The organism is Longimicrobiaceae bacterium (assembly GCA_035696245.1).
Classification (GTDB): domain Bacteria; phylum Gemmatimonadota; class Gemmatimonadetes; order Longimicrobiales; family Longimicrobiaceae; genus DASRQW01.
Genome location: DASRQW010000111.1, coordinates 1 through 11,856 on the forward strand (window position 1 = coordinate 1; position 11,856 = coordinate 11,856).

Annotated in this window: 9 protein-coding genes; 5 read left to right on the forward strand and 4 right to left on the reverse strand. The window is 73.1% G+C overall.

The genetic code is table 11. The features are described from left to right. The 3 genes from VFE05_04895 to VFE05_04905 all read right to left on the reverse strand — a co-directional run. Nucleotides 1-393 (reverse strand): GGDEF domain-containing protein (locus tag VFE05_04895; GenBank protein HET6229395.1); only part of this gene is annotated, 393 nt, incomplete at its 3' end. 773 nt (nt 394-1,166) lie between these two features. Then, nucleotides 1,167-1,445, reverse strand: a complete 279-nt coding sequence (locus VFE05_04900; protein HET6229396.1) for a hypothetical protein — start codon at nt 1,443-1,445, stop codon at nt 1,167-1,169. An 83-nt stretch (nt 1,446-1,528) separates the two neighbouring features. Continuing rightward, on the reverse strand, nt 1,529-2,314 hold the full coding sequence (locus VFE05_04905) for a polysaccharide biosynthesis/export family protein (protein HET6229397.1): 786 nt from the start codon (nt 2,312-2,314) through the stop codon (nt 1,529-1,531). A 333-nt stretch (nt 2,315-2,647) separates the two neighbouring features. Here VFE05_04905 and VFE05_04910 point away from each other — a divergent pair, with 333 nt between their 5' ends. Continuing rightward, on the forward strand, nt 2,648-3,628 hold the full coding sequence (locus VFE05_04910) for a response regulator (GenBank protein HET6229398.1): 981 nt from the start codon (nt 2,648-2,650) through the stop codon (nt 3,626-3,628). A 564-nt stretch (nt 3,629-4,192) separates the two neighbouring features. Here VFE05_04910 and VFE05_04915 read toward each other — a convergent pair. Beyond that, the gene (locus VFE05_04915; protein ID HET6229399.1) at nt 4,193-6,553 is read right to left on the reverse strand and encodes a polysaccharide biosynthesis tyrosine autokinase; all 2,361 of its coding nucleotides are present in this window, start codon (nt 6,551-6,553) and stop codon (nt 4,193-4,195) included. 821 nt (nt 6,554-7,374) lie between these two features. On the opposite strand from VFE05_04915, the gene VFE05_04920 reads away from it, so the two are divergent. From VFE05_04920 to VFE05_04935, 4 genes are all read left to right on the forward strand, one after another. After that, on the forward strand, nt 7,375-8,019 hold the full coding sequence (locus VFE05_04920; GenBank protein HET6229400.1) for a hypothetical protein: 645 nt from the start codon (nt 7,375-7,377) through the stop codon (nt 8,017-8,019). A 65-nt stretch (nt 8,020-8,084) separates the two neighbouring features. Beyond that, complete coding sequence (locus VFE05_04925; GenBank protein HET6229401.1) at nt 8,085-9,638, forward strand: sigma-54 dependent transcriptional regulator; 1,554 nt, start codon at nt 8,085-8,087, stop codon at nt 9,636-9,638. 13 nt (nt 9,639-9,651) lie between these two features. Beyond that, nucleotides 9,652-10,749, forward strand: coding sequence for a HAMP domain-containing sensor histidine kinase (locus VFE05_04930; GenBank protein ID HET6229402.1), 1,098 nt, complete (start codon nt 9,652-9,654; stop codon nt 10,747-10,749). A gap of 761 nt (nt 10,750-11,510) precedes the next feature. After that, nucleotides 11,511-11,856 (forward strand): sugar transferase (locus VFE05_04935; GenBank protein HET6229403.1); only part of this gene is annotated, 346 nt, incomplete at its 3' end.

Consider the following 11,856-nt stretch of genomic DNA (forward strand, 5'->3'; position numbering starts at 1 on the left):
CGGGAAGGTGGCGACGCCCACCGACACGCTGAGCGACAGCGGCGGCGTACCTTGCAGCGGGGTCGCCGCGACCTCGGCCAGCAGGCGCTGGGCCAGCAGCGTGGCGTCGTCGTGCAGCGTGTGAGGGAGGAAGAGGACGAACTCGTCGCCGCCGTAGCGGAACAGCACGTCGCTGCCGCGCGCGGCGGCCTGGATGCGGTCCGCGAACTCGGTGAGCGCCGCGTCGCCGCGCGCGTGGCCGAAGGCGTCGTTCACGCTCTTGAAGTGGTCCAGGTCCAGCAGCAGCAGCGAGAACGGCTCGTCGTAGCGCAGCCCGCGCTGCACCTCCTCGTGCAGGCGCTCGTACAGCGCGGACTTGGCGTACACGCTGGTGAGCGCGTCGCGCGCCGTCATAGCCCGCGCTCCGCGGCGGCGGCGCGCGGGGCGGCGGCGCGTACGGGGGTGGCGAGGGAGGCGGGGAGCGTCATGAGGAAGTACGGGCTACGGGACACTGCGGGAGGGGCACTGTACAAGAGTTCAACATCAGGGCCGCTGCGGGTCCAGCACGGCCTCGCATGCAGGTGCATGCCGGAGGGCCACTTCCGCGCTGCGGCGTCCTCCATCCAGCGCGTTCATTCTGTGGCGCCCGCCCCACATCGGGCACGCCCGCGCCGCACCACGCGAAAGCGTCCGCCGTCTCGCATCTCCCGAATCTTCCGCATCTCCCGCCCCGCCTCGCGAATCCGTGCGGCTGGTAGATGTTCGCCCGCCCCGCCAAATCGCCGCCGACCGGTAGGGGAGCACCACGTGTGCTCCCTCGGGGCAGCACCGTCGCATCCGCCGAGCATCCACGCATCCGCACCACGGGCTGACACGCAGGTCAGCCCCTACCGGATTGCAGCGATGATGCGGATCTGGAGACGTCGCACGAGAGAACGCACGCCTCGGTACCGGGATCGCGGCCGATCGACATCTGCATCGCCCGAATGCACACCGGCTGCGATGGATTGGATCGGCGTGGGATGTGGACGGGAGATGAACGGCGGGCTAGCGCTAGACGAGGTTCGATGAGACCGGAGATCGGGGCGGGCGATGAACGGCGGGTGGTAGGTGCGGAGCGGGGGAGATGCGGGCTTGGACGGCGGAGGAACTTCGGCCGACGTGGGGCGGAGGATGTGCGACGGGGGCTAAGGATCGATGACGGCGAGGCGGAGAAGCTCGGGCCAGATGCGGTCCAGGTCGGCGACGCCGAGGGCGCGCTCGTCCAGGCCGTTGCCGCGGAGGGCGTGGCGCGGGATGATGCCGCCCGCGAAGTGCGGGTCGCGCCACCAGCCTTCGGGATCGGCGGCGATCATGCGGCGGTACGTCTCGCGCGCGCCGGCGGGGAGCCACGCGCGCAGGAACGAGACGGCTTCGTCGCGCACCCGCGGCGAGGGAAGCTGCGGCTGGGGGTCGGCAGGTGCCAACGGGTGCGCTCGCGCCAGGGGAACGTGCCGGGAGGACGGCCTGCACGGTACTCGCCGCGCGCCCCGAAATCAACGTTCCCGCCTCACATCACCTTGATCCCCGCCACCAGCGCCAGGATCGCGCCCGGCACCGCCAGCGCCGCCCGCATGGCCGCCGCGCCCCGGCTGCCGGAGTCGTTGGGGACCGAGATCTGATCGCCGGCGCGCAGGCTCATCTGGTCCAGCGTGCGCCCCTGGGCGATGGCCTGCTGGAGCGCCCGCCCCTCCCAGATGCGCTGCGGCCCCCGCTCGATGCGCGCGGCGGCCAGCTTGGCCGTGGGCAGCGGCCCGCCCGCCGCCATGATCGCGTCCGACACCAGCGCATCCGCCGCCAGCACGTAGTAGCCCGGCTGCCGCACCTGCCCGATCACCGCGAGCCGCACCAGCGGGTGCACGTGCACCACCGGCTCGCGCAGGTAGCGGCGAAGGTCCGCCGTGAGCTTCGCCTCCGCCTCCGAGCGGAGGACGCCGGCCAGCGACACATCGCCCAGGCCCGGCAGCACCAGCACGCGGCCCGCGCCCACGGTGAAGGTGGCCGTGAGCGCCTGCTCGCCCTCCACCGTCACGCCCAGCTGGTCGCCCACCTGGAAGTCGCCGTCGCGCAGCCGTGCGCGGATCAGCTCCGCCTCGCCCGCACCCGCGGCACCCGCCGCCTCCAGCGACGACAGCGCCGCCTGGAGCCCGGCGCGCGTGGGCTGCAGCCCCAGCGCCGCGGACGGAGCGGCGGCGGACGGGCCGGGCTGGGCGGCGGCCGGCGCGGCGGCCAGCCCCCACGCCAGGGCGGCGAGCGACGCGCACCGCGCCAGGGGAGCGAAGGGCGAGCGGGACATGGCGGCCTCCTGGGGGGAGATGCGGGGCGCACGGCCTGGCGGGGAACGCGATGGATGGGCGCCGCGGCGTGCCGGCACGTGCGCGGCACACGACCCGGAGAGGAAGTTCGGTGCCGCGCCGGGAGCGGCACGGGGGCGCGCCGCACGGCCCGCGCGCTGTTGCGCCGCAGCGACAGCCGACGCGCCGCCGCGGTTCGCGAGTGCTGCGGCGGCCCGACGACCGGAACGGCCCGTTCCGCGCGGAGCGGCGTTTCGAGCGTTTCCGCGACGGAGCACGCGCCTTGCCCTAACGGCGCGCACCCGCAGCTGGCACCCCTCACCGCAGGAACCCGCGTGAGCCAATCGCTCCAGCAACCCGTGTCCGCGCTCCTGGACGCCGGCGCGCTCCGGGCACCCCAGCGCCCGCCCATCGTCCTGCTGGTGGAAGACCAGGAGTGGACCGCGCGCTCGCTGGAGAGCGTGCTGGGCTCCGGCGGCTTCGCCGTGGTGCGCGTGGGGTCGGCCCGCGCCGCGCTGGAGCAGGTGCGCAACGTCACGCCCGACCTGGTGGTGCTGCGCTCCGAGCTGCCGGATTCCTCGGGGGCGGAGCTCTGCGCGGAACTGTGCTCCGAGCACCGCCTGGGCCCGGGCACGCCGCTCGTGGTCACCACCGCCGGCCCCATGCGCCGCGAAGAGCAGCTCGCCGCCTTCCGCGCGGGCGCCTGGGAAGTCCTGCCCGTTCCTGTGGATGCGGAAGAGCTGCTGCTGCGGATGAACGTCTTCGTGCGCAGCAAGCTCGCCGCCGACCGGGCGCGCGAGGAGAGCCTGGTGGACCCCGGCACCGGCCTGTACAGCGTGCACGGCCTGCTGCGCCGCCTGCGCGAGCTGCGCCTGGAGGCCGCGCGCCAGCACACCTCGCTCGCCTGCGTGCTCGTCGCAGCCGAGCCGCCGCTCCTCGTGGGCGATGACGATCCGTGCGCCGACGCCCTCGCGCGCCGCATGCTGGGGCTCGTGCTGGCCGTGGGCCGCCGCTCCGACGCCATCGGACGGCTGGGGCCGTGCGAGTTCGCGGTGGTGGCGCCGCACACCGACGCCGCGGGGGTGCTCTCCATCGCCCAGCGCTTCGTGAGCGCCGCCGAGGCGGGCGACCCCGCGGACCCGGACCTGCCTCACCTGCGCATCCGCGTGGGCTGCTACGCCGTGGACGACCTGGACGCGGGCTCCATCGACCCCGTCGACATCCTCGTCCGCGCCACCCTCGCCCTCCGCCGCGCCCAGCGCGACTCCGTGGACTACCCCATCTCCTACTTCAAGCCTCCGCCGGCTCCGAGCTGACTCGATCTCCGCTCGCCAGTCCGTCTCTCGTACTCACCCCCCACGACAATCCATCCGTCCGTCAGCAGACCAGGATCGCCGCTTCCGAGTGCGGTTCCGGCGGTGTGTCGCTGCGGAAAGACGCCCCCTCCCCCGGCCCCTCCCCCGCAAGCGGGAGAGGGGAGAACTGCTTGCAAGGGATTGGGTTAAGACGTGTCGGCCGATCCATAGGCGACAGATCGTCAGCTCAATGTTCCGGCGGCGTGTTCCGCGGATCGAACGACGCATCGAGGCCTCATGGGGCCCGGAACACCGCCCAGGCAGCACACCGACTGAGGGCGCCTCGCCATCACCCGCACCGTGCCCGAACCAGCGACACCGGCCGCCCCGCCCAATCGCCGCAAATCGTTCCCCGACTGTGGAATAGACTCCCCTCTCCCGCTTGCGGGGGAGGGGCTGGGGGAGGGGGCACCCCATCCGCCCACCACCCCCGCTTCCGAAGCAGAAAGAACGACCTCTCCCCGAATCTGCCGAGGAGAGGTCGTCGCTTTTCGCCGCATCCGAACCCCAGCTTTTTGTCGTCGGTCAAACCTTCACAACGGCGGTCACCGCGGACTCCGGCTCCACGCCGTAGCCGGGGAGGTAGGAGTAGTAGCGGTAGAGGCGCGTGGGCGGGACGGCGTTGAGGACGGCGCCCAGGACGCGCACCGGGAGCCGGTCCAGCAGGTCCAGTTTGGCGGCGGCCAAATCGCCGTCGGTCGTGCCGGTGCGCAGGATCATGAGCAGGTTGCCCGTCATCGTCCCCAGCACGTACGCGTCCACCCCGGCCGAGAGCGGGGGGCTGTCCACGATCACCACGGAGAAGCGCTGCCGCAGCTCGGCAATCAGGTGGGTCATGGCGCCGGAGCCCAGCAGCTCCGGCCCGTTCTGCATGCGCGTGCCCGAGCCGAGCACGGTGAACCGCCCCCCGTCCGCCGGCTGGAGGACGTCGGCGAGCGCCATGCGGCCGGCCAGCACGTCGGTGAGGCCGGGCGCGCGCGGCACGTTCAGCAGGCGGTGCAGCGTGCCGCGGCGGATGTCGCCGTCCACCAGCACGGTACGGTGCCCCTGCGTGGCGAAGGCGCGCGCCAGGTTCAGCGCCATCGTCGTCTTCCCCTCGCCGCTGTCCGGGCTGCTGATGGTGAGCTGCACCGGCTGGCCCGCCGGGTAGAAGGACAGCACCGAAAGGCGTAGCTCGCGGAACGCCTCCGCCAGCTGCACCGAGCTGCGTCCGCCCGGCCCGAGCGGCGCGTACGGCACCGCGCCCAGGACCTGCAGCCCCATCCCGCCCGTGATCTGGTCCGGGAAGCGCACCCGCCGGTCCGCGCGCTCCAGCAGCGCGACCAGCAGCAGCGCCATCACCAGCCCGCCGCCCGCGAAGCCCCCCATCACCAGCGGCCGCCGGTCCTTCACGGGCACCGACGGGACGGCCGCCGGGTCCAGCACCTTCACGTCGGGCAGCGTGCTCACCGCCTCCAGCCGCGCCTCCTCGTACCGCTGGCGCAGCGTGCCGTACAGGTTGTTCGCGATCTCCACCCGCCGCTGGAGCCGCGCCTCCTCGATGGCCCTCGCCGGGATCTGCCGCAGCTCGCCCGAGGCGGACGCGATGCGCGAGTCCACGTCGGCCTGGCTGGCTTCCAGGCTGGCGGCGAGCTGGCGAACGGCGGTGGGGATGGCGCTGCCCTCCAGCGTGGCCAGGTCGGCTGTCAGCCGCTTCACGCCGGGGTGGTCGTCGGTGTAGCGCTGCCGCAGGGCGCGCAGCTCGGCCGCCTTGTCGTTGCGGTCCTTGAGCAGCTGCATCAGCTCCGGGCTGCGCTGCACGGCCGGGTTCACCGCCAGCGCGTCGTATCCCACCCGTCCCTGCGCCGCATCTCCCAGAACGCGCTGCACGGCCTCGCGGTCGTGGGCCAGGTCCTCGCGCGAGACCTTCATCTCGAAGTAGCTGTTGAACACCGGGTCGCGGGTGATGGCGAGCCCGGACGCGACCGGGGCTGCGCGCTCGGACGGAAGCGTCACGGTGCGTACGCGGAAGCTCTCCAGCGCCGTCTCGCTGTCGCGCAGGTTCGCCTCGGCGTAGCTGCGCTGCTCGTCGAGGATGGCGGTGAGCTGGTCCAGCTTGGCGCGCTTGAGCTGCGCCGCCACCTCCACGTAGCGCACCATGAGCCCGTTGAGCGTGCGGGCGATGCGCGACGGGTCGGTGCCGGAGAGGGAGAGGCGCAGGAAGTGGCCGTCCTCGGCCATGCGCGTCTCCAGCTGGTCGCCCAGGCGCATGGCCACGTCGCGCGGGTTGGCGAGCGAGAAGGCGACCGTGCGCCCCGGCTTGAGCCCCGCGGGCGGCACCCACCGGAAGCCGCGCGTGTGCCCCACGGGCGCGCCGGGCGCCGCACGCTCCAGCACCGCACCGTCCGCCGCGGAGAGCACCGCGCCCGCGCGCGCCACGTCCAGCCGGTAGCTGCCGGGCACGGGCGTGCCCTCCGCCCGGAAGCCGGCGAAGAGGGCCGCGTCGCCGGGCAGCGCCGGGTCCAGGTAGAGCCTCTGGTCCAGCACCACCGGGTCCAGGATCGCGTACGACTTCAGCAGCTCCACCCAGGCGAACGACTGCAGAAGCTCGCCGCCGCGGATGGGGCCGCGGTTGGCCGCGTCGCGGTCGCCGCCCTCGATCCACACCGTGCCCTGCACCTGGTACTCCGGCTTCACGAAGCCCGCCGCGCCCACGCCCGCGCCGATCCCTGCCGCGGTCAGCCCCAGCACCAGCCACTTCCGCCGCATCAGCGCCCCCAGCACCCGCAGCGCCCCGCCCGATCCCGGCGCCTGCGGCGGCGGCGAGGGCCAGTCGGCCGCGGGCTGCACCGGCGCGGGCTGCGGAAGGGGGGAGATGCGGGAGACGATGGGGGCTTGGCTGGACATCGGCGCTTGGATCCGGTGCGGGCGGGCGGAGGGACGCGGGCGTGCCTGCGCGGAGTGACGAGCAATGCGGGGACCATCCCGCCCCCGCCACGCGACTCCCCGGAATCCGCGCCGATGCTGGGATCTTCCCCTGCCCCACATCTTCCGGCACACTGTAGATGTGGCGCCCGCGCAACGGCGGCGGCGTCCAGTCGTGCCCGTCTCCCATCCCCGCCGGTGACACCCGCGTCGTCCAACCCGCTCCGCGGATGCGCGGCGGGCGTGCTTCCGCCGGCCACCCGCCATGTCCGATGCCCTGCGCTCGCGCGGAGTTCCGCACGGGCCGGCACCATTCGTTCACGCGCAGCGGATCGCGACCGGCGCATCCCGTTGCGCCCGCACCACATCTCCGGCCCTGGCGGCCCGCCGTCTGCTCCCTGTAGATGTAGCACCAGCGGCGCGGCCGTGGCCCGTGGAACCGCCGCCGGACGGCATGCGAGACGCCAGAAGCGCACGTTTCCGCGGGCGTGGAGAACCTGCCCAGGGGCTCGCGTGCCGCGTAAACACTAGGTGAGATGCGCGCCACGAATGGCGCCTCGGTGGCGGTCCACTTTCGCGGCGCCAGCGTTCCGCGACCGCATCTGCGAAGTAACGCCACACTTGACCTCCCCCGCCCGCCGCGCTATCCCTGTGGGTAGCGACTGCCCCGCACCGGACCCGAGCCGGAGCCGCGGGGTGGCCGGAAGCACCGCTCCCTTACGGCGCAGCGCAACTTCCGGCGGACCGAACCGCGCTCGCGGACGCTGGTCAAGTCGCCGCTCCCCCTCCTCAGAAATCGTGTGATGCTCGCAACGGCCCTCCCCTCCGCGGGGCTCTCCCGCGCAGCGACCCCGCCCACCGCGCTCATGGAGCGCATCTCCTCGCATTCCCGTGGCCTGGACCCCGCAGCCGCCGCGTTCCGTGCCGCCGTCGTGCTGCTCGCCGGCGCCGAGACCGGCTTCAACGTCGAGCGCCTGGCCCGCCGCACCGGCTACCCCGCGCACCAAGTAGCCGCCTTCGTGCGCCGGCTGGTGGACCATGGGGTGCACGAGCCCTGCGGCCGTGCCTGGACGTCTCCCGCCGACGAGCGCTTCTGGAACGACGCGGGCGTGGCCGAGGGCCGCCTCTGCCGCCGCCTGCGTCCGGACGGCTCGCCGGAGTGGGCTCCCGCCGGCACGTGGCAGCGCGCGTACGAGTACGTGGGCCGCGAAGAGGCCGGCCCTGTCGTGTCGTACCTCCCCGACGAGGCCGTGGCCGACGTGTCCGACATCCTCGGCGGCGCCTGGAGCCCCGAGGTGGACGCGAGCTACGACGACGAAGCCGCGGTCGGCGGGGTGGATCCCCTCGATGAGCGGGCGGATGACGCCGCGCCCGCCCTCACCGCGCCGGCCGTCGACCTGTTCCCCGGCACGCTGTGGCTGGGCGCGCCGGCCGTCATGCTCGGCTGAGGTCCGCCCCGCCCGCCCCCGCACCGCCCGGCCCCCCTACATCTCCGGAAGAAGGCCAGCAGACCATGCCCCCAGCAACCCTCGACGCCCCCGCCCAGCGCGGGGCCGACGACCCCGCCGCCGCCGTGGAGCGCCTGGCCGGCGAGCGCGAGCAGCGCGCCAGCGTCAAGATCCTGGTGGTCGAGGACGAGCTGACGCTGCGCGAGAGCTGCGTGTCGGTGCTCGCCAACGAAGGATATGACGTGACGGGCTGCGGCCGCGGCGAGGAAGCGCGCGAGCTGCTGCTGCGCAAGCACTTCGACGTGGCGTTCGTGGACCTGTTCATGTCGCAGGTGGGCGGCATGGACCTGCTGCGGGCGGCGCTGGAGAAGAACCCCGCCATCCTCGTCGTGGTGATGACGGGCAACCCCAGCGTGGAGAGCAGCGTGGAAGCGTTGCGGGCCGGCGCGTGGGACTACCTTCCCAAGCCCTTCAGCGCCACGCACCTCCAGGTCCTGTGCGGGCGCGCGGCGCACACCGTGGCCGTGGGCCGCGAGAGCGCGCACGAGGGCGCCGCGCGCCAGAAGCGCAACGGGCACAGCGAGAAGGTGCCGCTGCTGGGCCGCTCGCCCTCCCTCCTCCGCGCCGTGGAGCTGGCGCGCAAGGTGGCCGCCACCGACGCCTCGGTCTTCCTCACGGGCGAGAGCGGCAGCGGCAAGGAGATGTTCGCGCAGTTCATCCACCACAACAGCCGCCGCAGCAGCCGCGCGCTGGTGGCCATCAACTGCGCCGCGCTCCCCGAGACGCTGCTGGAGTCGGAGATGTTCGGGCACGTGAAGGGCGCCTTCACCGGCGCGGTGCGCGACAAGCCGGGCCTGCTGGAGACGGCCAACGGCGGCACCTTCTTCCTGGACGAGCTGACCGAGATGTCGCTGCCCATCCAGGCCAAGCTGCTGCGCGTGATCCAGGACGGCGTGGTGCGCCGCGTGGGCAGCGAGAGCGTGGACGCGGTGGTGAACGTGCGCTTCGTGGCCGCCACCAACCGCGACGCGCGCGAGGCCATGGAGGGCGGCGCGCTGCGCAAGGACCTGTTCTACCGCCTGAGCGTGGTGCCCATCCGCATCCCTGCCCTGCGCGAGCGGGCCGACGACATCCCCCTGCTGGCCGAGCACTTCCTGGCGACCTACTGGGCCCGCCACCGCGAGCGCGGCGCCCCGGTGCCCCGCTTCGGGCGCGAGGCGCTGCGCGCGCTCCAGCAGCGCGAGTGGCGCGGCAACGTGCGCGAGCTGCAGAACGTGATCGAGCACGCCGTGGTGCTGCTGGAGCCGGGCAGCGAGATCGGCCCCGAGGACCTGCCCGACGGCGACGGCGGCGACGGCGCCCCGGGCGCGGGCTTCACCGAGCACTGGCGCCCCGAGGCGGGCTTCGGCGACGGGGGATACCACATGGAGCGCGAGCGGGTGCTCGCCCAGTTCGAGCTGAACTACCTGGGCTGGCTGGTGGAGCGCGCGGGCGGCAACATGTCGCGCGCGGCCAAGCTGGCCGGGGTGGACCGCACCACGCTGTACCGGTTGATGGAGCGCCACCGCCTGCACCGGGACACGGTGATCACCGCCCGGTCGCCCGATGACGGCATCTGACGGAAAACCGGCCATGTCGGCGCCGAAGCGCGGCAAAGACAAGGCGCAGCCGGTGGAAGAGCCCCGCGCGGCGGCGAGCGGTGCCGTGCGGGCGGCGGCGGCGCAGGTGGCGGCGCACTGGAGCGAGGCCGGCTTCGACCGCGACCGCGCGGCCGAGGTCGTGGCGGAGCTGGGCGTGCTCGCCCAGGCGCTGGAGAGCGGCGCCGCGGCCACGCTGCCACGGCCCGACGGGCCCCAGGCGCGCCTGCGCCGCCGGCTGCTGGGGCCACTGTGGAACGAGGTCGTCCGCGCCTGGACCGAGGCGCCCGCCCCGCCCGAGGGCGCCGAGATGGTCTCGGTGCTGCGCGGGCTGGAGCAGCTCCGGCGCGCCGTGGAGCCGGGGCCCGCCGGCCTCTCGCCCGTGAACGCCACCGCGCCCGAGGGCTTCGAGCTGATGGTGGAGCTGGCGCACGACCTCCGCTCGCCGCTCACCTCCATCCTCTTCCTCTCCGAGACGCTGCGGCGCGCGCAGAGCGGCGAGGTCAACGACCTCCAGAAGCGCCAGCTGGGCCTCATCTACAGCGCCGCGCTGGGCATGGTGTCGCTGGCGAGCGACCTGATCGAGCTGGCGCACGGCGGCGACCGGCTGGTGGACAGCACGCCGTCTCCCTTCTCGGTGTCCGAGACGCTCCAGTCCGTGTGCGACATGGTGCGCCCGCTGGCCGAGGAGAAGAAGATCGCCCTGCGCGTCCTGCCGCCCGAGGGAGACCAGCGCATCGGCCACTCGGCCGCGCTCAACCGGGCGCTGCTCAACCTCGTCTCAAACGCGCTGCGCTACACGGACGACGGGTTCGTGGAGATCACCACCCGCGCGCGCGGCATGTCCGCGCTGGAGTTCTCGGTGCGCGACACGGGGCCGGGCATCGGGCCCGAGGCGCGGGCGTCGCTGTTCGAGCCTTTCCGCCGCACCGACACGTCGGGCGACCGCTACGGCTTCTCCGGCACGGGCCTGGGCCTCACCATCACGCGGCACCTCGTGCACGCCATGGGTTCCGAGCTGCACATGGAGACGCGCCCCGGCTGGGGCACCCTCTTCCGCTTCGAGCTGGAGCTTCCGCTGTACAGCCTGTGAAGCCGAAGCAGTCAGCGGGGATGAACATACGCGAAGGGGGAGCCGACGCCGGCTCCCCCTTCGATTTTTTCTAGCGCTTGCTCGACGCATACAATCCCGACGACGGTGCAGTGCGAGCTACTTCTTCAACGCGTCGAGCTGCGAAAGCAACTCTTCCAACGAGTTCCCGCACTGAACGTGTCCGTCGCGGAAATCCGCTTCAGCCCTTGCGATCCGCGCCTGCATCTCAGGATGGTCGAACCAGTGAGCACCGCCCTGGGTCTTTCCCCGGCTCACGGCGGCTACATGGATTGGAGCGAGGGGCTTCCTGGGCGTCCTTTCATCTGTCATCAGCTCTCCTTCCCGAAAAGCAGCGACGACACTCGGCCGTCGTCCGCCCACTTTACTGACGCCAGACCGCTATCGTCAAGTACGAGCGGATCGCTTGGCGCGACTCGGAGTTTTCTGTTCGTCCTGGCCCGCTGCAGGGAAGGTCCGGAGTGGGAGCACCCTCTCCGGATGTGATCCCGATTCCGCACGGCCACCGACCTCCCGATCTCCCGCGACACCGGTTTCGCATTCTGTGGTAGGCGTCCCACACAAGGCGCAGGGTCGCGACGAACGGCGGGTTTTCGGGAGGCGGGCACGGGAACGCATCGCGTTGTAGATAAACAGTTTGGGGGATGTGTCGTAGTGGACGGGCAAAGGCTCGGGCGTTGCTCTTGAGGATGGCGCGCACGGCACCGGGCCGGCGCTCCCCCCGCCCCCGCCGGAGAGGCCGCATGAACCCCGTCCTCGAACATCCCTCCCCCACGCAGCCGGCAAAGATCGCGATCCCCTCGCTGTTCCACGGCCCCGAGCGCGAGCCGCGGCACGTAACCGCCAGCCCCGTGGCCAGCACGCGCTGCCGGCTGCTGAACATCGCCATCGCACTGATAGGCCTGGCGGCGGCCGCGCCGCTGATGCTGGTCATCGCCGTCCTGGTCAAGCTCACCAGCCGCGGGCCCGTCATCTACACGCAGACGCGGGTGGGGCTGGACCGGCGCGGGCCGCGCGGGGGCGGCGGCGACTCGCGGCGGCGCGTGGACTACGGCGGCCGGCTGTTCCGCATCTACAAGTTCCGGACGA

Bases quoted from the DNA above. Each gene is read 5' to 3' on its own strand.
- VFE05_04905 (HET6229397.1), bottom strand. From the start codon at position 2,314: ATGTCCCGCTCGCCCTTCGCTCCCCTGGCGCGGTGCGCGTCGCTCGCC.
- VFE05_04915 (HET6229399.1), bottom strand. From the start codon at position 6,553: ATGTCCAGCCAAGCCCCCATCGTCTCCCGCATCTCCCCCCTTCCGCAG.
- VFE05_04920 (HET6229400.1), top strand. From the start codon at position 7,375: ATGCTCGCAACGGCCCTCCCCTCCGCGGGGCTCTCCCGCGCAGCGACC.
- VFE05_04925 (HET6229401.1), top strand. From the start codon at position 8,085: ATGCCCCCAGCAACCCTCGACGCCCCCGCCCAGCGCGGGGCCGACGAC.
- VFE05_04930 (HET6229402.1), top strand. From the start codon at position 9,652: ATGTCGGCGCCGAAGCGCGGCAAAGACAAGGCGCAGCCGGTGGAAGAG.